Origin of the sequence: Micromonospora fulviviridis (assembly GCF_014648395.1) — a bacterium.
Classification (GTDB): domain Bacteria; phylum Actinomycetota; class Actinomycetes; order Mycobacteriales; family Micromonosporaceae; genus Micromonospora; species Micromonospora fulviviridis.
Map to the genome: position 1 here is coordinate 12357 of NZ_BMRA01000014.1, position 24131 is coordinate 36487.

The 24131-nt window shown below is 74.2% G+C and carries 21 protein-coding genes and 2 pseudogenes; 16 read left to right on the forward strand and 7 right to left on the reverse strand.

Annotation, left to right across the window (positions count from 1 at the left end):
* Positions 1 to 288 precede the first annotated feature (288 nt).
* Both IEY96_RS28700 and IEY96_RS28705 read right to left on the reverse strand, forming a co-directional pair.
* Positions 289 to 816: a PH domain-containing protein gene (locus IEY96_RS28700; protein WP_189197936.1), complete on the reverse strand. Its 528-nt coding sequence runs from the start codon at positions 814 to 816 to the stop codon at positions 289 to 291.
* A gap of 22 nt (positions 817 to 838) precedes the next feature.
* Positions 839 to 1069 (reverse strand): hypothetical protein, encoded by a 231-nt coding sequence (locus IEY96_RS28705; protein WP_189197937.1) that lies wholly within the window; start codon positions 1067 to 1069, stop codon positions 839 to 841.
* A 240-nt stretch (positions 1070 to 1309) separates the two neighbouring features.
* On the opposite strand from IEY96_RS28705, the gene IEY96_RS28710 reads away from it, so the two are divergent.
* From IEY96_RS28710 to IEY96_RS28740, 7 genes are all read left to right on the forward strand, one after another.
* Positions 1310 to 2416: an AAA family ATPase gene (locus IEY96_RS28710; protein WP_189197938.1), complete on the forward strand. Its 1107-nt coding sequence runs from the start codon at positions 1310 to 1312 to the stop codon at positions 2414 to 2416.
* Entirely contained in the window at positions 2395 to 3387 is a 993-nt protein-coding gene (locus IEY96_RS28715; protein WP_189198015.1) for a DUF58 domain-containing protein, read from the forward strand. Before IEY96_RS28710 ends, IEY96_RS28715 begins: the two co-directional genes overlap by 22 nt.
* Positions 3384 to 4334, forward strand: coding sequence for a VWA domain-containing protein (locus IEY96_RS28720; RefSeq protein ID WP_189197939.1), 951 nt, complete (start codon positions 3384 to 3386; stop codon positions 4332 to 4334). Before IEY96_RS28715 ends, IEY96_RS28720 begins: the two co-directional genes overlap by 4 nt.
* A gap of 599 nt (positions 4335 to 4933) precedes the next feature.
* Positions 4934 to 5638 carry a beta-ketoacyl-ACP reductase gene (fabG, locus tag IEY96_RS28725; protein ID WP_148431924.1) on the forward strand — a complete coding sequence of 235 codons (705 nt, stop codon included), beginning with the start codon at positions 4934 to 4936 and terminating at the stop codon, positions 5636 to 5638.
* 23 nt (positions 5639 to 5661) lie between these two features.
* Complete coding sequence (gene fabI, locus IEY96_RS28730; RefSeq protein WP_189197940.1) at positions 5662 to 6429, forward strand: enoyl-ACP reductase FabI; 768 nt, start codon at positions 5662 to 5664, stop codon at positions 6427 to 6429.
* A gap of 72 nt (positions 6430 to 6501) precedes the next feature.
* The gene (locus IEY96_RS28735) at positions 6502 to 7533 is read left to right on the forward strand and encodes a ferrochelatase (protein ID WP_189197941.1); all 1032 of its coding nucleotides are present in this window, start codon (positions 6502 to 6504) and stop codon (positions 7531 to 7533) included.
* Complete coding sequence (locus tag IEY96_RS28740) at positions 7482 to 8348, forward strand: HAD-IIA family hydrolase (RefSeq protein ID WP_189198016.1); 867 nt, start codon at positions 7482 to 7484, stop codon at positions 8346 to 8348. The genes IEY96_RS28735 and IEY96_RS28740 overlap by 52 nt, the downstream gene beginning before the upstream one ends.
* A gap of 10 nt (positions 8349 to 8358) precedes the next feature.
* Here IEY96_RS28740 and IEY96_RS28745 read toward each other — a convergent pair whose 3' ends face one another.
* Positions 8359 to 9153, reverse strand: coding sequence for an Rv1486c family protein (locus tag IEY96_RS28745; protein ID WP_189197942.1), 795 nt, complete (start codon positions 9151 to 9153; stop codon positions 8359 to 8361).
* Between the two features lie 161 nt (positions 9154 to 9314).
* Between IEY96_RS28745 and IEY96_RS28750 the strand changes: the two genes are divergently transcribed.
* On the forward strand, positions 9315 to 10127 hold the full coding sequence (locus IEY96_RS28750; protein WP_189197943.1) for a DUF3097 domain-containing protein: 813 nt from the start codon (positions 9315 to 9317) through the stop codon (positions 10125 to 10127).
* Positions 10128 to 10345: 218 nt separating this feature from the next.
* Here IEY96_RS28750 and IEY96_RS28755 read toward each other — a convergent pair whose 3' ends face one another.
* On the reverse strand, positions 10346 to 11659 hold the full coding sequence (locus tag IEY96_RS28755; protein ID WP_189197944.1) for a serine hydrolase domain-containing protein: 1314 nt from the start codon (positions 11657 to 11659) through the stop codon (positions 10346 to 10348).
* Positions 11660 to 11750: 91 nt separating this feature from the next.
* Here IEY96_RS28755 and IEY96_RS28760 point away from each other — a divergent pair, with 91 nt between their 5' ends.
* The 4 genes from IEY96_RS28760 to IEY96_RS28775 all read left to right on the forward strand — a co-directional run bounded on the left by IEY96_RS28760 (position 11751) and on the right by IEY96_RS28775 (position 16645).
* Positions 11751 to 12224 carry an NfeD family protein gene (locus IEY96_RS28760; RefSeq protein WP_189197945.1) on the forward strand — a complete coding sequence of 158 codons (474 nt, stop codon included), beginning with the start codon at positions 11751 to 11753 and terminating at the stop codon, positions 12222 to 12224.
* Between the two features lie 4 nt (positions 12225 to 12228).
* Positions 12229 to 13335, forward strand: coding sequence for an SPFH domain-containing protein (locus IEY96_RS28765; protein WP_189197946.1), 1107 nt, complete (start codon positions 12229 to 12231; stop codon positions 13333 to 13335).
* A 131-nt stretch (positions 13336 to 13466) separates the two neighbouring features.
* Complete coding sequence (locus IEY96_RS28770; protein ID WP_189197947.1) at positions 13467 to 14264, forward strand: hypothetical protein; 798 nt, start codon at positions 13467 to 13469, stop codon at positions 14262 to 14264.
* 173 nt (positions 14265 to 14437) lie between these two features.
* A complete protein-coding gene (locus tag IEY96_RS28775; protein WP_189197948.1) occupies positions 14438 to 16645 on the forward strand; it encodes a transglycosylase domain-containing protein in 2208 nt (735 codons plus the stop codon).
* Positions 16646 to 16660: 15 nt separating this feature from the next.
* On the opposite strand, the gene IEY96_RS28780 is transcribed toward IEY96_RS28775, so the two are convergent.
* Positions 16661 to 17263, reverse strand: a complete 603-nt coding sequence (locus tag IEY96_RS28780; RefSeq protein WP_189197949.1) for a dTMP kinase — start codon at positions 17261 to 17263, stop codon at positions 16661 to 16663.
* A gap of 130 nt (positions 17264 to 17393) precedes the next feature.
* On the opposite strand from IEY96_RS28780, the gene IEY96_RS28785 reads away from it, so the two are divergent.
* Positions 17394 to 17954: a dihydrofolate reductase family protein gene (locus IEY96_RS28785; protein ID WP_189197950.1), complete on the forward strand. Its 561-nt coding sequence runs from the start codon at positions 17394 to 17396 to the stop codon at positions 17952 to 17954.
* Positions 17955 to 17961: 7 nt separating this feature from the next.
* On the opposite strand, the gene IEY96_RS28790 is transcribed toward IEY96_RS28785, so the two are convergent.
* The gene (locus tag IEY96_RS28790) at positions 17962 to 19800 is read right to left on the reverse strand and encodes a thiamine pyrophosphate-requiring protein (RefSeq protein ID WP_189197951.1); all 1839 of its coding nucleotides are present in this window, start codon (positions 19798 to 19800) and stop codon (positions 17962 to 17964) included.
* Between the two features lie 110 nt (positions 19801 to 19910).
* Here IEY96_RS28790 and IEY96_RS28795 point away from each other — a divergent pair, with 110 nt between their 5' ends.
* Positions 19911 to 20720 carry a TrmH family RNA methyltransferase gene (locus tag IEY96_RS28795; RefSeq protein WP_189197952.1) on the forward strand — a complete coding sequence of 270 codons (810 nt, stop codon included), beginning with the start codon at positions 19911 to 19913 and terminating at the stop codon, positions 20718 to 20720.
* Between the two features lie 36 nt (positions 20721 to 20756).
* Here IEY96_RS28795 and IEY96_RS28800 read toward each other — a convergent pair whose 3' ends face one another.
* Complete coding sequence (locus tag IEY96_RS28800; RefSeq protein WP_189197953.1) at positions 20757 to 22031, reverse strand: serine hydrolase domain-containing protein; 1275 nt, start codon at positions 22029 to 22031, stop codon at positions 20757 to 20759.
* Between the two features lie 112 nt (positions 22032 to 22143).
* On the opposite strand from IEY96_RS28800, the pseudogene IEY96_RS32980 reads away from it, so the two are divergent.
* Together IEY96_RS32980 and IEY96_RS33435 are read left to right on the forward strand one after the other, a co-directional pair.
* Positions 22144 to 23550: pseudogene (locus IEY96_RS32980) on the forward strand (PucR family transcriptional regulator ligand-binding domain-containing protein); the annotation flags it as partial.
* Between the two features lie 99 nt (positions 23551 to 23649).
* A pseudogene (locus IEY96_RS33435) lies at positions 23650 to 24120 on the forward strand (PucR family transcriptional regulator); the annotation flags it as partial.
* Between the last annotated feature and the right edge of the window lie 11 nt (positions 24121 to 24131).

Consider the following 24131-nt stretch of genomic DNA (forward strand, 5'->3'; position numbering starts at 1 on the left):
CCCCGGGCCAGGGCGGCGCGGGGTGGCCGTAGCCGGGTGGGGGCGCGGGGTGGCCGTACCCCGGCCAGGGTCCGCCCGGGGCGGCGGGGCCGGACGGGTGGCCGTACCCGGGCCAGGGTCCGCCCGGGGTGGCCGGGCCGGGCGGGTGGGCCTGGCCGGGCTGCGGTGGCCACGGGTGGCCGTTCCGTGTCGGCTCGGCACCGGCGGGCGGCGGCGGTGCGGCGGGCGGGCCGTCGGCGGGCTGGTGCGGCGGCGGGGCGCCGGGCTCCGGCTCGGCCGGGCCGGAGCTCACAGGCCCTCCGCCCGGTCCTCGCCCAGCGCGGTGAGCCGGTCCCGCAGCCGGGACGCCTCGGCCGGTCGCAGGCCCGGCACCCGGGCGTCGCTGGCCGCCGCGGCGGTGTGCAGCTGCACGGTGGCCAGGTCGAAGGCGCGTTCCAGCGGCCCCGCGCTCACGTCGACGAACTGCATCCGGGAGTACGGCACGATGGACAGCCGCCGCACCAGCAGCCCGTGCCGGACCAGCAGGTCGTCCGCCCGCTCGGCGTAGCCCCAGGCGCGTACCGCGCGGACGATGGTGACCGCCCGCCAGGCGGCCAGCAGCAGCGCCACGCCCAGGGCGGCGCCGAACAGCCAGTGCCCGGCGAGCGCCCAGGCCACGCCGAGCACGACCAGCGCCACGGCGAGACCGATGCCGAGCCGGATCAGCTCCACCCAGATCAGGTCGCGGGAGATCGGCTGCCACCGGACGGTCTCCGGCCAGGGCTCCAGGGGGCCGGTCGGGGCCGGCCGCCGGCCGGCGAGGTCGTCACCGTTCACCCGGGTGATCCGCTGCGCTCAATCACCCTTCGAGCGTAGGCGATCCGGGCACCGGTACGACCTCGCGCAGGAAGCCGCGCGCGTCGAGGAAGTCGCCCAGCGATCCCCGGTGCGCGGCGCAGGCCAGCCAGGTCTTGCGCCGCTCGGGCGGGTGCAGGCGGGGATTGTTCCAGCGCAGCTCCCACACGGCGGGGGCGCGACATCCCCGCGCCGAACAGATCAGCGGTTCGTCGGGGGGAGCGGGAGTGGTCACCGGGGCGAGTGTAGAGCCGCACGCCGGGAGCTATAGCGCCGGGCGGCCACGGGGGGAGCCGCCCGGCGACGGGATGAATCGTACACACGCCGGACCCCTGGTTGTCCACCCGTGTTCAGGGTTTTCCGGGCCGTGGGACGGCGCGGCGAAAATCGTCCCTCTCCCGCCCTCGGCTCTCAGCGAGGCATGACAGTCTTGATACGCACCATGCCGCGACGACGACCAAGCTGTGGAGGACCGGTGGCCCAGCCGACCACGCCCGACGCCCCGACCCCGACCGAGGCCGTGCCGGACGCGTCGCCCCCGGCGACCACCACCCCGGCGCAGGACGCCACCCTGCTGGAGCGGGCGCTGTTCGAGATCAAGCGGGTGATCGTCGGCCAGGACCGGATGGTCGAGCGGATGTTCGTGGCCCTGCTCGCCCGGGGCCACTGCCTGCTGGAGGGGGTGCCCGGCGTCGCCAAGACGCTCGCCGTGGAGACCCTGGCCAAGGTGGTCGGCGGGTCGTTCGCCCGGGTCCAGTTCACCCCCGACCTGGTGCCGGCCGACATCATGGGCACCCGGATCTACCGGCAGTCGAGCGAGAAGTTCGACGTCGAGCTGGGCCCGGTCTTCGTCAACTTCCTGCTCGCCGACGAGATCAACCGGGCACCGGCGAAGGTGCAGTCGGCGCTGCTGGAGGTGATGAGCGAGCGCCAGGTGTCCATCGGCGGCGAGACCCACCGGGTGCCCGATCCGTTCCTGGTGATGGCCACCCAGAACCCGATCGAGCAGGAGGGCGTCTACCCGCTGCCGGAGGCGCAGCGCGACCGGTTCCTCATGAAGATCGTGGTGGGCTACCCGACCGACGCCGAGGAGCGCGAGATCGTCTACCGGATGGGGGTCGCACCGCCCGAGCCGGCCCGGGTCTTCGACACCCCGGACCTCATCGCGCTCCAGCACAAGGCTGACCAGGTCTTCGTGCACAACGCGCTGGTCGACTACGCGGTCCGGCTGGTGCTGGCCACCCGGGCCCCCGCCGAGCACGGCATGCCGGACGTCGCGCAGCTCATCCAGTACGGCGCGAGCCCGCGCGCCTCGCTCGGCCTGGTCCGGGCCACCCGGGCGCTGGCGCTGCTGCGTGGCCGGGACTACGCCCTGCCGCAGGACGTGCAGGACATCGCCCCGGACATCCTGCGGCACCGGCTGGTGCTCAGCTACGACGCGCTCGCCGACGACGTGCCGGCCGACCACATCGTGCACCGGGTGATGTCGACCATCCCGCTGCCCGCGGTCGCGCCCCGGCAGCAGGCCACGCCGCCGCCACCGGCCGTCCCGCACGGCGGCTGGCCCGGGCAGCGGCCGTGACCCCACCCACCCCACCGCCGGCCACCGGCGACCGCTCCGGCGCCGTCCTCGCCCGCTTGCAGCTCATGGTCACCCGGAAGCTGGACGGGCTGCTCCAGGGCGACTACGCGGGGCTGCTGCCCGGCCCGGGCAGCGAGGCGGGGGAGTCCCGCGAGTACCGCCCCGGCGACGACGTACGCCGGATGGACTGGCCGGTCACCGCCCGCACCACCATGCCGCACGTCCGGCGTACGGTGGCCGACCGGGAACTGGAGACCTGGCTGGCGGTCGACCTCTCGGCCAGCCTGGACTTCGGCACCGGGCGGTGGCTCAAGCGGGACGTGGTGGTCGCCGCCGCGGCCGCCCTGGCCCACCTGACCGTCCGGGGCGGCAACCGGATCGGCGCGGTGGTCGGCACGGGCGCGCCGGCGCCGGCCGGCCGGTGGCGGGGCGGCTCCCCGCCCAGCGGGCCGGGGACGCTGCACCGGCTGCCGGCCCGGGCCGGGCGCAAGGAGGCGCAGGGGCTGCTGCGCGCCATCGCCGGCACCGAGATCCGGCCCGGCCGCAGCGACCTGGGTGTCCTCGTCGACATGCTCAACCGCCCGCCACGCCGGCGGGGCGTGGCGGTGGTGATCTCCGACTTCCTCGCGCCACCCGAGCAGTGGGGCCGGCCGATCCGTAAGCTGCGGGTCCGGCACGACGTGCTGGCCGTCGAGGTGGTCGACCCGCGCGAGCTGGAACTGCCCGACGTGGGGGTGCTGCCGGTGGTCGACCCGGAGACGGGCGAGCTGCACGAGGTGCAGACCGCCGACCCGGGCCTGCGCCGCCGGTACGCCGAGTCGGCGGCCGCCCAACGCGCGGCGATCGCCGCCGAGCTGCGCACCGCCGGCGCGGCCCACCTGCGACTGCGTACCGACCGAGACTGGCTGCTGGACATGGTGCGTTTCGTGGCCGCGCAGCGGCACGCCCGTACCCGAGGGACGACCCGATGATCCGTTTTCTGCAACCGTGGTGGCTGCTGGCCGTGCTGCCGGTGCTCGCCCTGGCCGCCGCGTACGTCTGGCGGCAGCTGCACCGCCGGCAGTACGCCATGCGGTTCACCAACGTGGACCTGCTGCGCACCCTGGCGCCGAAGGGGTTGGGCTGGCGGCGGCACGCGGCGGCCACCGCCTTCCTGCTCTGCCTGCTGGTGCTCGCCACCGGGCTGGCCCGGCCGGCGGTCGACACCAAGGAGCCCCTCGAACGGGCGACCGTGATGCTCGCCATCGACGTGTCGCTGTCCATGCAGGCCGACGACGTGGCGCCGAACCGGCTGGAGGCCGCGCAGGAGGCGGCCAAGCAGTTCGTCGGTGAGCTGCCGGAGAGCTACAACCTCGGGCTGGTGTCGTTCGCCAAGTCGGCGAACGTGCTGGTCCCGCCGACCAAGGACCGGGGCGCCGTGACCACCGCCATCGACGGCCTGGTGCTGGCCGAGGCGACCGCCACCGGTGAGGCGGTCTTCACCTGCCTGGAGGCCATCCGTTCGGTGCCGGCGGACGGTGCGGCCGGCATCCCGCCGGCCCGGATCGTGCTGCTCTCCGACGGCTACCGCACCTCGGGCCGGTCGGTGGAGGAGGCGGCCGCGGCGGCGCAGGCGGCCAACGTGCCGGTGTCCACCATCGCGTTCGGCACCGACTCGGGGCAGGTGGACATCGGCGGCCAGCTCCAGCGGGTGCCGGTGGACCGGATGGCGCTGTCGCAGCTCGCCGAGACCACCCAGGGCTACTTCTACGAGGCGGCCTCGGTCAGCGAGCTGAAGCAGGTCTACCAGGACATGGGCAGCTCGATCGGGTTCCGGACCGAGCCGCGGGAGATCACCCAGTGGTACGCGGGCATCGCGCTGCTCCTCGCGCTCTGCGCGGGGGCGCTGAGCCTGCTCTGGTCGTCCCGCCTGATCTGAGGCGGGACGACCCGGGACCGGCCGGTGGCGGTCAGTGACCGCCACCGGCCAGGACGAAGAGGACGGCCACCCAGACGGCGGCGAGGGTGAAGCCCAGCGGGGCGACGTAACGGCTCATGGGACTGCTCCGTGGCGACGGACGGTCCGGGCGGGACGGACCGCGGGGGTGGATCAGGACGTACGCACACGAAGTCGTGACCGGGGTGCTCCGCCCCGGGCCGCGCGCCACGGTCGCCCCGGCGGACGGCCGAGGACATTCGGGGCGGTGCGGGAGGGCGGGGAGCGGGGTCAGCCGCGCCGACTGAGTCGTGGCTCAGCGGGGCTGACGGTCGGCCCGGCCACGACTGGGAGGATCGCTATCTCGCACAGCGATCACCTCCTGCGGTCGGCGGGGCTCGACGGCGGGCGAATCCACTGCCCGCAAACGTCGATCATCGTACACCCGGCGCGCCGGCGGCACGCACTCGGCCGACCGGTCCACGCACCCCGGTCCGACCGGGTCGGCGGGGTTCCCGGCGGGCCGCCCGCGTTAGCGCTTACCTGCCGGTAACCCCTAGGCTCGCCACCGACTGGGAGATCAGCTGAGCAGAGGGGGAACCGTGGCCCGTACCGTGCTGGTGACCGGCGGAAACCGGGGAATCGGCCTGGCCATCGCGCAGGCCTTCGCCAAGCAGGGCGACCGGGTGGCGGTGACCCACCGCAGCGGCGAGGCCCCGGCGGGACTGTTCGGCGTGAAGTGTGACGTGACCGACGCCGAGTCGGTGGACGCCGCGTTCGCCGCGATCGAGGCCGAGCTGGGCCCGGTCGAGGTGCTGGTCGCCAACGCCGGCATCACCGACGACACGCTGCTCATGCGCATGTCCGAGGAGCAGTTCACCCGGGTGCTCGACACCAACCTGACCGGCGCGTTCCGGGTCGCCAAGCGGGCCTCGACGAAGATGCTCCGCGCCAAGTGGGGCCGCATGATCTTCATCTCCTCGGTGGTCGGCCTCTACGGCGGCGTCGGCCAGGTCAACTACGCGGCGAGCAAGGCCGGCCTGGTCGGGGTGGCCCGCTCGATCACCCGCGAGCTGGGCAGCCGCAACATCACGGCGAACGTGGTGGCGCCCGGCTTCATCGACACCGACATGACCGCGGCGCTGCCCGAGGAACGGCGCGCCGAGTACCGCAAGGCCATCCCGGCCGGCCGGTTCGCCGAGCCGGAGGAGGTGGCCGGCGTGGTCACCTGGCTCGCCTCGGACGCGGCCGGATACATCTCCGGCGCCGTCGTCCCGGTCGACGGCGGCCTGGGCATGGGCCACTGAGAAAGTACGAAGGAGATAGCACAATGTCCGGACTCCTGGCCGGTAAGCGGCTGCTGGTCACCGGCGTCATCACCGACGCCTCGATCGCCTTCTCGGTGGCGAAGCTCGCCCAGGAGAACGGCGCCCAGGTCGTGCTCACCGGCTACGGCCGGCTCTCCCTGGTCGAGCGGATCGCCAAGCGGCTGCCCGAGCCGGCGCCGGTGATCGAGCTGGACGTCACCAACACCGAGCACCTGGCCGGCCTGGCCGACCGGGTGCGCGAGCACGTCGACGGCCTCGACGGGGTGGTGCACTCGATCGGCTTCGCCCCGCAGAGCTGCCTCGGCGGCGGCTTCCTCGACGCGCCCTGGGAGGACGTGGCGACCGCGCTCCAGGTCTCCACCTACTCCTACAAGTCCCTCGCCATGGCGGCGCTGCCGCTGATGTCGGCGGGCGGCGCCGTGGTGGGCCTCACCTTCGACGCCACCAAGGCGTGGCCGGTCTACGACTGGATGGGCGTGGCCAAGGCCGGGTTGGAGTCCGCCTCCCGCTACCTGGCCCTGCACCTGGGCAAGCAGGGCATCCGCAGCAACCTGGTCGCCGCCGGGCCGCTGCGCACCATCGCCGCCAAGTCCATCCCCGGCTTCGAGCAGTTCGAGGAGGCCTGGGCCGAGCGCGCCCCGCTGGGCTGGAACCTCACCGACCAGGAGCCGGCCGCCCGGGCCTGCCTCGCGCTGCTCTCCGACTGGTTCCCGGCCACCACCGGCGAGATCGTCCACGTCGACGGCGGCTACCACGCCATCGGCGCCTGACACCGGGCGCGAAACCCGCTCGACCCGGGGTGGTCGCCGGACCGGCACGGCCGTCGGGGGAGAATAGGGACCATGGCGTACGACGCGTTGGTGCTGGTCTCCTTCGGCGGCCCCGAGCGGCCCGAGGACGTGCTGCCCTTCCTGCAGAACGTGACCCGGGGCCGGGGCGTGCCGCCCGAGCGGCTCGCCGAGGTCGCCGAGCACTACCTGCACTTCGGCGGGGTGTCCCCGATCAACCAGCAGTGCCGTGACCTGCTCGCGGCGATCCGGGAGGACTTCGTCGCGCACGGCGTCGACCTGCCGGTCTACTGGGGCAACCGGAACTGGGACCCGATGCTCGCCGACACGGTGGCGCAGATGCGCGACGACGGCGTCCAGCGGGCCCTCGCCTTCGTCACCAGCGCCTACGGCGGCTACTCGTCCTGCCGGCAGTACCAGGAGGACATCGCCGCGGCCCGGGCCGCCGTCGGCCCGGACGCCCCGCTGATCGAGAAGCTGCGCCAGTTCTGGGACCACCCGGGCTTCGTCGAGCCGCACGCCGACGCCGTCCGGGCCGCGCTGGCGCAGCTCGACCCGGCCCGGCGGGACAGCACCCGGCTGGTGTTCACCGCGCACTCGGTGCCGGTGTCGGCGGCCGCCACCGCCGGCCCGCACGGCGGCCGGTACACCGCCCAGCTGGAGGAGGCCGCCCGGCTGGTGCACGCCGCCGCCGCGCCGGACCTGCCCTACGACCTGGTCTGGCAGAGCCGCTCCGGGCCGCCGCAGGTGCCGTGGCTGGAGCCGGACATCAACGACCACCTCGCCACGCTGGCCGGCCAGGGCGTGACCGGCGTGGTGGTCAGCCCCATCGGGTTCGTCTCCGACCACCTCGAGGTGGTCTGGGACCTGGACACCGAGGCGCTCGACACGGCCAAGCAACTCGGCCTGGACTTCGCCCGCGCCGGCACGCCCGGCACCGACCCGCGGTTCGTGGCCATGGTCCGCGAGCTGGTGCTGGAACGGACCGCCCCGGACGGCGCGCGGTTCCGCCGCCGCCTCGGCGAGCTGCCCACCTGGGACACCTGCCCGGCGCTGTGCTGTGTGCCCCCGGCCCGCCGTCCCTGAGCCCGACCACCTCCGACACTCCCTGGGGACGACACATGCATGACCGCAAGCCGGTGCAGAGCTGGCTCACCGACATGGACGGGGTGCTGGTGCACGAGGGCCAGCCGGTGCCCGGCGCGCCCGAGTTCGTCAAGCGGCTGCGCGCCTCCGGCAAGCCGTTCCTGGTGCTCACCAACAACTCGATCTACACGCCGCGCGACCTCCAGGCCCGGCTGGCCCGGATGGGGCTGGACGTGCCGGAGGAGGCGATCTGGTCGTCGGCGCTGGCCACCGCCCAGTTCCTGGCCGACCAGCGGCCGGGCGGCACCGCGTACGTGATCGGTGAGGCCGGGCTGACCACGGCGCTGCACGCGGTGGGCTACGTGCTCAGCGACTTCGCCCCCGACTACGTGGTGCTGGGGGAGACCCGCACCTACAGCTTCGAGGCGATCACCAAGGCGATCCGGCTGATCAACGACGGGGCCCGGTTCATCTGCACCAACCCGGACGCGACCGGCCCGTCGGTGGAGGGCGCCCTGCCGGCCGCCGGCTCGGTGGCCGCGATGATCTCCAAGGCGACCGGGGTGGACCCGTACTTCGTCGGCAAGCCGAACCCGATGATGATGCGCTCGGCGTTGAACACCATCGACGCGCACTCCGAGTCCACCGCCATGATCGGCGACCGGATGGACACCGACATCCTCTGCGGCCTGGAGGCGGGGCTCGAGACCATCCTGGTGCTCACCGGGATCAGCAGCCGCGCCGAGGCCGAGCGTTACCCCTACCGGCCGTCCCGGATCGTCGACTCGGTGGCCGACCTGATCGACGAGGTCTGAGCCCTCCGGCTCAGGGGCGCAGCGGGGCGTTGCAGGCGGCCACCAGGGCCTGCCGGCAGGCGGTGGTCAACGGCCGCAGCGCCGCGTCCCGCTGCTGCGCCTCGTAGGTGTTCACGGCACCGCCCGGGGCGCTCTCCCCGGCCAGGGCGAGCACCCGGTCCAGCACGGCCGCGCGGGCGAACAGCCGGCGCGACCGCGGGTCGAAGCCGGGCGGCAGGTCGGTCCCGCCGTCCGGGCGGCGCAGCGCGGCGAGCGCGCCGGCCAGCTCGGGCCGCCACTGGGCCACGTCGAGTCGGGTCAGCGCGGCCGTCGTCTCGGCCAGCGCGGCGGCCAGTTCGGCTTCCGCCTCGGCCGCGCCGGGCGTGATCAGGGACGCCTTCGGCGCGTCGGCCGGCAGCGGATGGACCCGCCAGAGCACGGTCTCCCAGGTCATCCCCGAGCCCGAGGTGTGCGTGCGCACCTCCGGGACGAACCCGAGCCCGCTGGCCACCACGGCCTCCCCGGCCAGCAGCGCCGCCCCGGCGAAGTCGCCGGGACCGGGCAGCCCGCGCGGGTCGCCCGGGGCGGGCAGCACCAGGCGGATCTCGTCCGGGGAGAGCTTGGCCAGGCTGGGCAGCGCCTCCCGCAGGGACACGTCGGTCCAGGTGCCGGGGGCGTCGGCGACCAGGTGCTCCTCGTCGCCGGCGATCTCGTCGGCGACCTCGTCGAAGGGCACCAGGCCGGCGCGCCAGGCGCGAACCCAGGCGACGAACCGGCTCGACCGGCGCGGAGCCAGCGTGGCCGCGCCCGTTGCGGGGGAGGACATGCCGAAAGGGTACGTGCTCGCCGCCGTCGCTGTCTCGGCTGCCGCTCCGGCGGCGTGACCTGCCCCCAACTACCCCCTTCGCCCCTTTCTGTGTCTCCGGTGGAACGCCTGGTCGGCGCGTCGCCGGGCGACACGCCGGGCCGGTGGCTAGCGTGATCGACATGGCGGGGCGATACGACGGCGACGTGCTGGCGGGCGACTGGCGGCGGCGGAAGGTGATCCCCGAGGTCGACGCCGAACCCGACCTGGTGGTCGAGGACGCCGACTCCGGGTTCTGCGGCGCGGTCGTCGGCTTCGAGTCCGGCGCGGTGGTGCTGGAGGACCGGCACGGCCGGCGGCGCAACTTCCCGCTGCTGCCCGCCGCGTTCCTGCTCGACGGCCGGCCGGTGACCCTGCGCCGCCCGGTCCGGGCCCCGGTGCCCGCCGCCCGGCGGCGTACCGCCTCCGGCTCGATCGCCGTCGACAACGTCCGGGCGCAGGTCGCCAAGGCCAGCCGGATCTGGGTCGAGGGCGTGCACGACGCGGCCCTGGTCGAGCGGATCTGGGGCGACGACCTGCGGATCGAGGGCGTGGTGGTGGAGCCGCTCGACGGCATCGACGCGCTCGCCGCCGAGGTACGCGCCTTCGCCCCGGGCCCCGGCCGCCGGCTCGGCGTGCTCGTCGACCACCTGGTGCCCGGCTCCAAGGAGAGCCGGATCGTCACGCAGGTCACCTCGCCGCACGTGCTGGTCACCGGGCACCCGTACGTCGACGTGTGGCAGGCCGTGAAGCCCCGGGCGCTGGGCATCCCAGCCTGGCCGGTGGTGCCGCCGGGGCGGCCCTGGAAGGAGGGGGTCTGCGCGGCCCTCGGGGTGGCCGAGCCGGCGGACATGTGGCGGCACATCCTGTCCCGGGTGGACAGTTTCGCGGACGTGGAGACGCCGTTGATCAACGCTGTCGAGCGGATGATCGATTTCGTGACTTCGCCTGAGTAGTGGTTGCGGTCCAGGGCCGGGGCGACCGTGCCCGGCTCCGGGCGGTCAGGCTTGATCCCTCCGCCGGGCACGGTCGCCCCGGCCCCGTCGTGCTCGGGCTGCGCGGGTCGGTGCCGGCAGTCGAGGGTGGAGGACCTTACGCCTGCTACGAACCTCATGACGTGGACGGATCCCGGGGTCGGTCATCCATGTCTTCACGTTCGTAGCGGCTCTGGGAGTTACGGCTCCTGGTCGGGGGTTCTCGTGAAGACGAAGGTGGCGATGTCGAGGGCGACCGCTCGCCCCGCCTCGTCGCGGATGACGGTGAGGAGTTCGCCGTCCTGTGCGCCGGAGCGGCCGCGCCAGCGGTCGGGCCCCTCCGGGGTGAAGCGGAGGGTGGGGCGACCGACCTGGCCGCCCACGAGGTCGCCGGCGGGGTCGATGCGGAACTCGTACTCGCCGCCCATCCACCACCAGCGGCCGGTCAGCTCGGCCAGGTCGGCGGGCGGCGCCTCGGCCGGGCGCCACGGGGCGGGCGCGGCCGGCTCGGCGTCCAGCACCAGGGTGAGGATGTCGCGGGCCAGGCCGACGACGTGGTGGCCGCCACGCAGCCCGTAAGAGTTGGCGAAGTCGACCACGGCGGTGCGGGTGGGGCGGTGCACGGCCAGGCCGGCGACGTAGCCGGGCATCGAGCCGCCGTGGCCCACGTACACCCGGTCGCCGACCCGGTAGAGCTCCACGCCGAGGCCGTGCCCGCCCGTCCAGGCGTCCAGGTCGCTGATCACCACGGGCGCGCACATCTCGGTGAGCGTGGCCGGGGCCAGCAGGTCCGGGGCGGGGTCGGCCAGGAAGGCCGCCCAGCGGGCCAGGTCCTCGACGGTCGACCAGAGCTGCCCGGCCGGCGCCATCGCCCCGGTGTCGGTGCGCGGCTCCTCCCGCAGCGTGTCGTGCCAGGGGTGCACGACGTAGCCGCGGGCGTACGGCTCGGTCGGGTGGTAGGTGGTGCGGCGCATGGCCAGCGGTTCGAGGAGCCGCTCCCGGAGCAGGTCGGCCCAGGGCGTACCGGTGATCCGCTCCAGCACCCCGCCGAGCAGCCCGTACGCCAGGTTCGAGTAGTGGTAGACGTGGTGCGGCGGGTGGGCGATCTTCGCCGGGGTGAGCCCGGCGAGCAGGGTCGCCAGGTCGGTGCCCGCGGCCCGCTCCCACCACTGCCCGTCCGGCTCCCGCTGGAGGCCGCTGGCGTGCCCGAGCAGTTGGCGCAGGGTGAGCGCGCCGACCGGGGTGCCGGGCAGGTGCTTGTCCAGCGGGTCGTCCAGCGCCAGCCGGCCGGCGTCGCGCTGCTGCATCACCAGCACGGCCGTCATGGTCTTGCTGATCGAGCCGATCCGGTACTGGAGGTCGGCGTCGGGGCGCGGCTGCTCGCCGGCGACCGCGACGTGCGCGAGGCCGCCGTCCCGGATCACCCCGAGGGCGAGCGAGGGGCCGCGCCCCTCCGCCTGGGCCCGGGCGACCAGCAGGTCGACCTGTCGGGCGGTCTCGGGCAGCAGGGCCATGGCGTCCTCCTCGGCGGTCGTCGGCGCGGTGCCGAGCTTAGGTGATCATGTGGGGGCGGTGCTGCGTGCGTCGGCGTGTCACGATCTAAGGGTGGACGCCGTGTTCTGGATCGTTCTGGGTGTGTTGCTGGCGGTCGCCGAGATCTTCACGACGACGCTCTTCCTGATCATGTTCGCGGCCGGGGCGTTCGCCGCCGCGGGCGCCGCGGCGCTCGGCGCGCCGGTCGCGCTCCAGGCGCTGGTCTTCGCGGTGGTCTCCGCGCTGTCGGTGGCCCTGGTCCGGCCGGTCATCAAACGGCACGCCATGCCGGCCCTGCAGAGCGGCGACCAGCCGTTCGGGGTCGAGGCGATCGAGGGGTCCACCGCGATGGTGCTGGAGCCGGTGGATGCCGAGCGGGGCCTCGTCAAGATCGACGGTGAGCTGTGGACGGCCCGGTCGTACGACGCGACGCGCAGCTACGCGGTCGGCGAGCGGGTGCAGGTGATAAAGGTCCGGGGCGCGACCGCCCTGGTCTGGCAGGACGAGATTTCCACCCCGGGCGGACTGCCCGAAGGGAAAAGGTGAAGATATGGAGTTTGCAGCGATCGTGTTGATCGCCGTCGCCGTGATCGTCGTGGTGACGCTGGTGAAGGCGGTGCGGATCGTGCCGCAGCAGCGCCAGGACGTGGTGGAGCGGCTGGGCAAGTACAAGCGGACCCTGAACCCGGGGCTGAACCTGCTGGTGCCGTACATCGACGCGGTGCGCACCAAGGTGGACATGCGGGAGCAGGTGGTCAGCTTCCCGCCGCAGCCGGTGATCACCTCGGACAACCTCGTCGTCTCGATCGACACGGTGCTCTACTTCAAGGTGGTCGACTCGGTCCGCGCCACCTACGAGATCTCCAACTTCCTCCAGGCCATCGAGCAGCTCACCGTCACCACGCTGCGCAACGTGATCGGCTCGCTGGACCTGGAGCGGGCGCTGACCAGCCGCGAGGAGATCAACCGGCACCTCTCCGGGGTGCTGGACGAGACCACCGGCCGGTGGGGCATCAAGGTGACGCGGGTCGAGATCAAGGCGATCGAGCCGCCGCCGAGCATCCGCGACTCGATGGAGAAGCAGATGCGCGCCGAGCGGGACCGCCGTGCCGCTATCCTGAACGCCGAGGGGCACAAGCAGTCGCAGATCCTCACCGCCGAGGGTGAGAAGCAGGCCGCCGTGCTGCGCGCCGACGGTGACCGGCAGGCCCGGATCCTCCAGGCGGAGGGCCAGGCCAAGGCGATCCGCACCGTCTTCGACGCGATCCACCAGGCCAACCCGAGCCAGAAGGTGCTCGCCTACCAGTACCTCCAGGCCCTGCCGCAGATCGCCAACGGCACCGCCAACAAGGTCTGGATCGTCCCGACCGAGCTGACCAAGGCCCTGGAGGGCATGGGTGGCGCGCTCGGCGGGCTGGCCAACATGGTCGGCGACGTGCCGTCGCCGGAGGCCACCAAGAGCGCCAGCGAGGTGGAGCGCGAGGCCGCCGAGGCCGCGCACGCCGCCGCCACCGCGGCCCAGGAGATCCACGACGAGGTACGCGTGGCCGAGGCGCAGGCCACCGGCGGCACCGCCCCGCAGGGGCTGCCGGCGCCCGAGCCAGTCTCCCCGCAGAGCCTGCTCAACGACCCGTCGGACCAGCGCGAACGGGGCTGAACGGGCACGCCGCCCGCAAATCCGAGAATCACTCATACGGCGCCCCGGCGCCTGCCACGATCGGTCTGAGGACGGGTGGTGAGCAGGACCGGGGCGCCGTCGCGCGTCCCGCACGCGGAGCGAGGTGACGCATGAAGGATCCGGCCAACCGGCTGTTCTCCAGGACCCCGGTCCCCGGCGCGCACGACCCGGCCGGGCCGCTGGGCACCCGGCGTACCGGGGGTGGGTTCGGGGTGCTGCCGTTCGTCTCCGAGCCCGGGCCGGCCGCCCCGGCCACCGACGCGAGCTGGGCCTGGTCGGTCCGGCGGTTCGCCCGCGCGGCGGTCTGGCTGCTGCCCGCGTACGCGGTCCTCTACGGTCTGGTGGCGATCGCCAGCGACGGCGGGGTGGGCAACGACCCCTACCCGGCCGACGGCCAGCCGCTCTACCTGGTCGGCTGGGTGGCCGCGGTCTGGCTCGGGCTGCTCGCCCTGCTGGCGCTCGCCGGCCTGCTCGCCGCCACCCGCTGCCGGCGGATCGCCCTCGTCGGCCTGCTGGCCAGCATCGGCGGGATGGTGCTGATGCTGCCCTTCGCCGGGCTGGAGGAGCAGGCGCCGGTGTTCGGCACCACCGCGCGCTCCCTCGTCCTGGTCGGCGCCACCTTCTACAGCCTCGGCTGGTTCCTCACCGGCTGGTCGGTCGCCCGGTCCGGGATGTTCTCCTACGGCGACGGGATCATGTTGATGATCGCCGCCCCGCTGCTGGGCCTGGGCGGCGCGTTGATCGGCTCCCTGCAGACCTTCGGCGCGATCTTCGTGCTGATCGCCGGCATCGGCATCGGCTACCGCTCGGGCCGCCTCGTCCCCGCAGTGATCGCCCAGGACGCCCTGGCCGCCAGCGTCACGGCCACCCCCTCCCCACCCCCGAACGGCCCCCTGGCCGCCGGCTGACCGCCCCGGGCCCGACTCCGTCGATCATGAGGTTGGCGGCACCCAGGGAGATCCACATGACCGGCAACCTCATGATCGACGCGCTCCCGGCGAGCTGGGAGGTTGCCGTGAGGTAACTGACAGTTGCCTGGCGGGGTGGCCGAATCGCCGCATTCGCGGTAATCCTGGAGTCCATGCCGTCTCCCCGGTCGCCGCTGTCGCGGCTCTTCACCGTGCTGCTCGCCGGCGTCCTCGCCGGGCTCGTCCTCGCGGTCGCCGCGCTTCCCGGCGGCCTGCTCGGCGGGCTCACGGCCAAGGCCAGCCTGGGCGCGTACGCGGAGCTGCCCGACGCGCTGCGCACCCCCGCGCAGCCTCAGCGCTCCTACCTCTACGCGAACGACGGCAAGACCCTGATCACCACGTTCTACGACGTCAACCGCTCCGACGTTCCCCTCGCCGAGATCGCCCCGGTGATGCGGCAGGCGATCATCGCCGCCGAGGACCGTCGCTTCTACTCGCACGGCGGGGCGGACCTGCGCGGCATCGCCCGCGCCCTGGTCGCCAACGTCAAGGGCGGCGGCACCGAGCAGGGCGGCTCGACGCTGACCATGCAGTACGTCCGCAACGTGCTCAAGACCGATCCCACCCGCACCGCCGAGGAGCGGCAGGCCGCCACCGAGCAGACCGTCGGGCGCAAGCTCCAGGAGATCCGGTACGCGAACGCGCTGGAGAAGACGCTCAGCAAGGACGAGATCCTCAACCGCTACCTCAACATCGCGTACTTCGGCTCCGGCGCGTACGGCGTCGCCGCGGCCAGCCAGCGCTACTTCGGCAAGGCCCCGGCCGACCTGACCCTGGGCGAGGCGGCGCTGCTCGCCGGCCTGGTCCAGTCGCCGGACGAGTACAGCCCGATCGACGGCGACAAGGACCAGGCGCTCGCCCGCCGGGGGTACGTGCTCGACTCGATGGCCGAGACCGGCGCGATCACCGCGCAGCAGGCGGCTGCGGCCAAGGCGGAGCCGCTCACCCTGCACCCGACCGCCCAGCCCAACGGCTGCACGGCGGTCGCCCAGGGGCACGACGACTGGGGCTTCTTCTGCGACTACCTGCGCCAGTGGTGGCTCGCCCAGCCGGCCTTCGGCAACACGGTCAAGGAGCGCGAGCAGGCGCTGCGCCGGGGCGGCTACAGCGTGGTCACCACGCTCGACCCCAAGATCCAGCAGACCGCACAGAAGCAGGCCACCAGCGTCTACGGCTACGGCAACAAGCGCGCCCTGCCGATCGCCGCGGTCGAGCCGGGCACCGGCCGGGTGCTCGCCATGGCGGTCAATCGGCACTACAGCCTCGCCGACAACCCGGCCGGGCAGGCCAACCACCCGAACACCGTCAACCCGCTGATCTCCGGCGGCGCCAGCGTCGACGGCTACCAGGCCGGGTCCACGTTCAAGCTGTTCACCATGCTCGCGGCGCTGGAGGCCGGCAAGACGCTCTCCACCGGCTTCGACGCCCCGGCCAAGCTGCCCACCCGCTACGCCTCGGACGACGAGGGCAACTGCGCCGGCAAGTGGTGCCCGGGCAACGCCAACCCGGAGTGGATGGACGGCTACCGGATGATGTGGGACGGCTTCGGCCGCTCCGTGAACACCTACTTCGTCTGGCTGGCCGAGCAGGTCGGCGAGGACAAGGTGGTGGAGATGGCGCAGCGGCTCGGCATCACCTTCCGGGCCGACTCCGACGCCGCCTTCGCCAAGGACGACGCGGAGAACTGGGGCGCGTTCACCCTGGGCGTCGCGGCCACCACCCCGCTCGACCTGGCCAACGCGTACGCCACCGTGGCCGCCGAGGGGACCTACTGCACCCCGCTGCCGGTGGTCTCGGTGACCGCGGCCAACGGCGAGAAGGTGGACGTCGGCCAGCCGTCCTGCCGGAAGGTGCTGGACGCCGACGTGGCCCGGGCGGCCACCGACGCGGCCCGCTGCCCGGTCGGCCAGCAGTCGGCGTACGGGCAGTGCAACGGCGGCACCGCCACCTCGGTGAACCGGATCGTCGGCCGCCCGGTGGCCGGCAAGACCGGTAGCTCCGAGCAGAACGCCACCGAGACCTTCGTCGGGTTCACCCCGCAGGTGGCCGTGGCCGGCATCGCGGCCAACCCCGACGACTCGACCGACCTGGTCGGCTCGGCGGTGCAGGCCAAGGTGATCGACGCGGTCGCCCGGGTGATCCGGACGGCGGTGGACGGCAAGCCGGTGAAGGACTTCACCGCGCCGAGCCGTGAGCTGGCCGGTGACCCGCAGCGTCCCCAGCCGCGCCCCACGCCGGACCCCGAGGAGCGGCGCCAGCAGGACCGGGAGAACCTTCCCTCGGACCTGCTCCGCTGGCTCCAGGGCCGCGGCCGCGGCTGACCTCGATCCGCGGTGTCACCCCGCCACGAGGGGTGACACCGCGCGGTCCAGGGCGGCGGCCACCTCGTCGGGGTCGCCGTCGCCGTCGAGCACCACGAACGAGCCGAACTCCGGCAGGGCGCGGTAGGCGGCGTCCAGCGCGCGCAGGTGCGTCAACTCCTCGGTGTCGATGCCCCGGGCGGTGACCCGCCGCTGCGCGACCTCGGGCGAGGTGGCCAGGAAGCAGACCACCGCCGGGCGCGGGAAGATGGCGTACGCGGCGCGGACCGCCCGCCGGCCGCGGTCGCCGCGGGCGGCCATGATGACCTCCTGGCACCAGGTCCACCGGTCCAGCACCGCCGTGCGCCCGGTCAACCGGGCCACCAGCACGGTGCGGGCCATCGCGAGCGCGCGGACCGTCGCCTCCAGCGCCGGATAGAGGGTACGGCCGAACAGCGCCACCCCGTCCGCCCGGCCGAGCGCCCGGGCCAGCCGGTTCCACAGCGGCCGGCCACCGGCGTTCTCGAAGTAGGTCGCCGGGATCCCCCGGGCCGTCAGCCGGCGGGCGAGGGCCCGGGCCTGGGTGCTCTTGCCGGAGCCGTCGACACCGACCAGGGCGATCATCACGGAGCGGGCCACGGATCCGGACGGTAGCCGCCCCGGGCAAGTTCCTCGAAAGAAATCCGCGCCGGCTGTCGGATCCGGTCGGCCGGCTCCGACCCACCGGTGAGCGCGCCCGCCGGGGGCGTCGCCGGAAGCGGAGGACACCATGCGCAAGCTCGTCTACTGGGTGCACCAGTCGGTCGACGGCTTCATCGAGGGGCCGAACGGGGAGTTCGACTGGCCGGCCATGGGGCCGGAGCTGTCCGCGTACTCGTTCGAGCTGACCGACCGGGCCGACGCCTTCCTCTACGGCGGCAAGGTGTGGGGGTTGATGTCCTGGTACTGGCCCCGCGCGGAGCAGATCTCCCAGGACCCGCACGACCTGCGGTTCGCCCCGGTCTGGGCCCGCACCCCGAAGATCGTCATCTCGCGCACGCTGGAGAGCGCCGAGTACGGTGCCCGGGTGATCGGCCGCCGCGACCTGGCCGCCGAGGTCGCCGAGCTGAAGGCGCAGCCGGGTGGGGACCTGCTGCTCACCGGTGGCTCCGGCGCCGCGGCGGCGCTGACCGAGCTGGGGCTGGTCGACGAGTACCACGTGGTGGTGCACCCCGTCGTGCTGGGCGGCGGCACCCCGGTCTTTCCCGGCAAGGACCGCCTCGACCTGCGGCTGACCGGGACCCGGGGCTTCGACGGCCGGTCGGTGCTGCTGCGCTACGAGCGCTCCTGAGACCGCCTCACCTCCCGCGGCGGCGGGGACGGTACGTGGCGATGACCGACGGCAGCCCACGCCGGAGGATCTCCGTCCGGTCGCTGTCCCCGCGCAGCACCGCGGCGGCCGTCTTGCGCGCCTGCTCCGCGGTGAAGTGCGGCGGCAGCATCAGCTCCGCCGGGTCGACGACCGCGTTCACCACCACCGGCCGGTCGGCGGCGAGCGCCCGCCGCCACAGGTCGGGCACCTGGTCGGGGGAGTCGACCAGGACGCCGTCGAGCCCCAGCACCTCCGCCCACCGGTGGTACGCCACGTCCGGCAGGTCCTGGCTCGCCGGGAACATCGGCGTGCCCTCGCCGGAGCGCTGCTCCCAGCTCACGAACGACAGGTCGCGGTTGTTGAGCACCAGCACCACGAACCGCGGGTCCGCCCACTCCCGCCAGTACTTAGCCACCGTGATCAGCTCGTTGACACCGTTCATCTGCATGGCGCCGTCGCCGATCAGCGCGACCAGCGGGCGGTCCGGGTGGGCGAACTTCGCGGCGATGGCGTACGGCATGGCCCCGCCCATGGAGAGCAGGGTGCCGGAGAGGCTGGCCAGCATGCCGGGGCGGACCCGGACGTGGCGGGCGTACCAGGCGGTCGCGGTGCCGCAGTCCACGGCCAGCATCGCGTCGTCGGGCAGGGCGTCGTCCAGCGTGGCGAAGAGCAGCTGGGGGTTCACCGGGTCGGCCGCCTGCTCGGCCAGTTCCCGCTGGGCCCGCCGCCACTTCCCGGTCGCGTCGGCCAGGGTGGCCCGCCAGGCGGTCGGCACCGGCCCGGTGCCCAGCTCCCGCAGCAGCGCCCGCAGGGTCGGCGCGGCGTCGCCGGTCAGGTTCACCTCGGTCGGGTAGCGCAGCCCCATCCGGCTGCCGTCCAGGTCGATCTGCACCGCCCGGGCCTGCCCCTGGGGCGGGTAGAACTCGGAGTACGGCATGTTGCTGCCCACGATCAGCAGCCGGTCGCACTCCTGCATGAGCTGCCAGCTCGGGCGGCTGCCCAGCAGGCCGATCGCGCCGGTGACCCAGGGCTCCCGGTGGTCGACGGCGGCGAAGCCGAGCAGGGCCGTGGCCACCCCCGCGCCGAGCCGGTCGGCGACCCGGCGTACCTCGTCCTCCGCGCCGAGGGCGCCCTGACCGACCAGCATGGCGACCTTCTCGCCGCCGCGCAGCACCTCGGCCGCCCGGCGTACCTCCTCCTCCGGCGGCACGGTCGGCATGCTGCTCGGCACCGCGCTGGTGTGGTAGTAGCCGTGCGCGTGCGGCGGCTCCGGCACCGCCGGCTCGTCCTGCACGTCGGAGGGGAGCACCAGGGCGGTGACCGTACGCCGGGCCAGGGCGGTCCGGCAGGCCCGGTCGACCAGGTGCCGCGCCTGCGACGGGTCGTCGAGCTGGGCGAGGAAGGCCGAGGCCACGTCCTTGTAGAGGGCGAGCAGGTCGACCTCCTGGTAGTAGCCGCCGCCCTCGGCGGGCAGCGCGGTGTGCCCGAGCAGCGCCACCACCGGCTGGTGGTCGAGCTTGGCGTCGTACAGGCCGTTGAGCGCGTGGATGGCGCCGGGGCCGCTGGTCACCACCACGCAGCCGAGCGGGCCGCCGCCGTACTTGACGTGGGCGCAGGCCGCGAAGCCGGCCGTCTCCTCGTGCCGGACCTGGATGAACTGCGTCCGGTCGGCGGCCCGTTGCAGCGCGGAGGTCATCCCGTTGATGCCGTCGCCGGGATAGCCGTAGTAGCGGTGCACGCCCCACTCGGCCAGCCGGGCCACGATGTGATCGGCGACCGTGGCGTTCCGGGGCAGCCGGCCGTCGCCGCTGGGGTCCGCGCTCATCGTGGTGGTCCCTTCGTCGCTGTCCGCTTTCCCGGGCTCCGTTCCCCTCCCCGGTCGGCGGAAACCCGGGCCGCGCCGGACCGGCCGGACCGACCAGGCAGAATCGTCCGGTGCCCGTCCACGAGATCACCGACCCCGACGACGACCGGATCGCCGACTACCGCGCGCTGACCGACGTGGAACTGCGGACCCGCTGGGAGCCCCCGCACGGGCTGTTCATCGCCGAGGGGGAGCTGGTGCTGCGGCGGGCGCTGCGGGCCGGCTACCCGGCCCGGTCGTACCTGGTCGACGCCAAGCGGGTGGACCAGCTCGCCGACCTCGACACCGGCGACACCCCGGTCTACGCGGCGACCCCCGAGGTGCTCCAGCGGGCCACCGGCTTCCACGTGCACCGGGGCGTGCTCGCCTCGTTCCGCCGCAAGCCACTGCCGTCCGCCACCGAGGTGCTGGCCACCGCCCGGCGGGTGGTGATCCTGGAGGACGTCAACAACCACACCAACCTGGGCGCGATCTTCCGGGCCGTGGCGGCGCTCGGCGTGGACGCCGTGCTGCTCTCGCCGACCTGCGCCGACCCGCTCTACCGGCGCAGCGTCCGGGTCAGCATGGGCGAGGTCTTCGCCATCCCGTACGCGAAGCTCTCACCCTGGCCGGACGCGCTCGACGAGGTGCGGGCGGCGGGCTTCACGGTGCTGGCCATGACGCCCGCGCCGGACGCGGTGCCGATCCAGCGCCTCGACGCCGGGCAGCGGGCCCGCGCGGCCCTGCTCATGGGGGCCGAGGGCGCCGGCCTGACCGGGGCCGCCATGGCGGCCAGCGACGTCCGGGTGGTGATCCCCATGCGGCGCGGGGTGGACTCGCTCAACGTGGCCGCCGCCACCGCGGTGGCCTGCTGGGAGCTGGGCCGCGACGACCCGCTGTGACGCCGGGGCGGCCCGTGCCGCCCCGGCGCCGCACGGTCAGGCGAAGTACTTCGACCATAGGTTGTGCGTCGGCCAGGTGCTCACGGCGCGGGAGGCGGTCCAGAGCGCCGAGTCGATCGGGGCGTAGCTCAGCCCGGACTCGTCGTCGCGCTGGTTGAACACCGCCGCCCAGCTCATCCCCTGGTACGTGCGCACCAGGATGCTGTACGTGCCGGCGAAGCTGCCGGTGTGCCACGTGTTGCGGCCGGTGCCGCCGGTGACCGGGCGGACCGCCCAGCCGAGGCCGTAGTACCAGCCGTCGGCGTTGACCCCGGTCGGGTTGGGCACCGCGAAGACCCGGCCGGTCGAGGTGCTGTTCAGCACCGGGCTGCCGGTGTCGAACGCGGTCGCCCAGCGGACCAGGTCCACCGCCGAGGCCAGCCAGCCGCCGTTGGCGTCGTGGATGCGCATGCTGAACGTCCCGTACGGGGCGTCCACGACGGTGCCGGAGTTGTCCAGCACCGTGGGGCCGGTGTACTGCGACCGGTAGCCGACCTCGCCGGCGTGCCGGCTGACCGTCCACCCCAGACCCATCCGGGTGATGCCGAGCGGGGCGAGCAGCTTCTGCTTCACGTACGTCTCGTAGGGCAGGCCGCTGACCTTCTCGACGATCCGGCCGGCGAGCAGGTAGCCGTAGTTGCTGTAGGAGACCGTCGAGCCGGGCTCGTGCATGAGCGGCTGGCCGGACATGAACCGGATGACGTCGGCGTGGGTCAGCTCCATCGGCACGCCGAGCGCGTTGGCGATGATCCGGTCCTTGAAGACCGGGTCGAACGCGGTGAGGTCCCGGTCCCAGCCGCCGGTGTGCTGAAGCAGCCGCCACAGCGTCACCTTGGCGAGCCGGGGGTCGGCGCTCTGCCCGGCCGGCGGGGTCAGGTCGAGGAACTTGGTGATCGGGTCACCGAGGCTGAGCTTGCCGTCCTGGGCGAGCCGGACCAGCGCCGCCGCGGTCAGCGACTTGGAGAGGCTGGCCACCCGGAACAGCGAGGTGGGCTGGATGAGCATCGGCGAGTTGTTGCCGTAGCCCCGGGCCAGAACCAGCCGGCCCTGGTAGGTGACCGCGAGCTGGCCGGCGTCGATGTGCCGGGCCTGCATGAAGCTCTTCATCGTGTCGTCGAACGCGCTCAGCGCGCTCACTGTGGTGCCCGTGGTCGTCCAGGTGTCCACCGCGGCCGTTGCCGGCGCCGCCGCCGTGCCCGCGCCCAGCGCCCCCGCCCCCGCGGCGGTGACCAGCTTCGCGAACGCCCGTCGGCTGACCGTCGTCCCGTCCATGCCTCCCCTTCCGATTGATCACGATCTCCGGCACGCTACTGGAGGTGATCAACGGGTGGGGGGCCGCCCCGCGTGCTCGGAATCGGCGGTGACGCAGGGTAGCGTGTCGCCCGTGTTCCCTACCGTCCGTGAGGTGCTCGCCCTGGTGCCGGTGCGCCATGGCGCACCGCGCCTCGTGGCGGGGGACGCGGGCCTGGACCGGCCGGTGCGCTGGGTGCACGTGGCCGAGGTGCCCGACATCGCCACCCTGCTCGGCGGGGGCGAGCTGGTGCTCACCACCGGGATCGGGCTGCCCGCCGACGACGCCGGGCTGCGCGCGTTCATCGGCGACCTGGCCGACGTCGGGGTCTCCGGGCTGGTGGTGGAGCTGGGCCGCCGCTACGTCAGCGGGGTGCCCCGGGTGATGGCGGCCGCCGCCGAGCGGCGCGGGCTGCCCCTGGTCGAGCTGCGCCGGGCCACCCCGTTCGTGCGGATCACCGAGGCGGTGCACGCGCTGATCGTGGACGCCCAGCTCACCGAGCTGCGCGCCACCGAGGAGATCCACCAGCGGTTCACCGAACTCTCGGTGGAGGGCGCCGAGCCGGCCGAGGTGGTCCGGCAGGCCGCCGAGCTGGCCGGCTGCCCCGTCGTGCTGGAGAACCTGTCCCGGCAGGTGCTCGCGTACGACCCGGCGGGGGAGAGCGCCGAGCTGCTGCTGGACGGCTGGGAGCAGCACTCCCGGCGGATCCGGCCGGCCGGGCGTACCGCGTACGACCCGGACAGCGGGTGGCTCGTGACCACCGTCGGCGCCCGCGGCCAGGACTGGGGGCGGCTGCTGCTGCGCTGGCCGGCCGGCACCGAGCTGACGACCGGCCGGACACCGCCCGCCCGGGACCACGCCGCCGCCGACGAGGCGGTCGCGACCACGGCGGGACGGGACGCCGCCGAGCCGGTGACCACCGCTCTCGGCGCGGCCCGTCCCGGGCGGCCGTCCGACGACGACCGCACCGAACCGGCCTCCGCCGACGGGGGCCCGTCACCGGTTACGCCCACCCGCCCGTCCGCCGTGACCGGTCCGCCCACCCGGCTCACCATCCTGATCGAGCGGGCCGCCTCCACCCTCGCCCTGGGCCGGCTGATCCGGCGCGACGCCGAGGGACTGGAACGGCAGATCCACCGCACCCTGCTCACCGCCCTGATCGACCACTCCCGCCCGGTGGACGAGGTGGCGCTGCGGGCCAAGGCGCTCGGCGTCACCCTGGACCGCCGGCACCTGGTCGGCGTGGTGGTCCGGCACCGGGCCGACGACCCGACCGAGGGCGGCGGGCCGGGCCCCGACGCCGGACCGGAGGCCGGCCCGGCCCGGCTGCGCGACCTCGCCGAGGCGGTCGGCCAGGCGCTGCGCGAGGCCAAGCTCACCGCGCTGACCAGCGCCGTCGACGACCAGGCGGTCGGGGCGCTGCTCGCGCTGCCCGATCCGGCGGCCGAGGAGAAGGCGCTCGCCGCGTTCGCCGCCGCGCTGCGCCGGGTACGCCTCGACGCCGACCCGGCCCGCCCTCCGGCGCCGCGCCCCGCCCGCCCCGTCGACCCGGCCGCCCGGACCGTGGCGGTCGGCGCGCTGCGGGCCGCGGATCCGGCGCCCCGCCCGCGCCCGGCCGGCCCGGCCGTGATCGTGGCGGCCGGGTCCGGGGTGGGCAGCCTGCGGGAGGCGCGCCGCTCGCTGGTCGAGGCCCGGCAGGTCGCCGAGGCGGCCCGCCGGGACCGCCGGGACCTGCCCTACTTCCGGCTGCCGCACGTCGGGCTGGCCGGCCTGCTGCACCTGCTCCGGGACGAGCCGCGGTTGCAGACCTTCGTCGAGCGGGAGCTGGGCGGGCTGCTGGCGTACGACGCCCAGCACCCCCGGGAGCAGTTGCTCGGCACCCTCCGGGCGTACCTGGAGCAGGGCCGCAACAAGTCCGCGGCGGCCGCCGCCGCACACCTCTCCCGGCCGGCCTTCTACGAGCGGCTGGCCCGCATCGGCCGCATCCTCGACGTCGACCTCGACTCCGTGGAGCAGTGCCTGTCCCTCCACGTGGCCCTGCTGGCCCTGGACGCCGTCCGCACCCCGTAACGGCCGCGCCC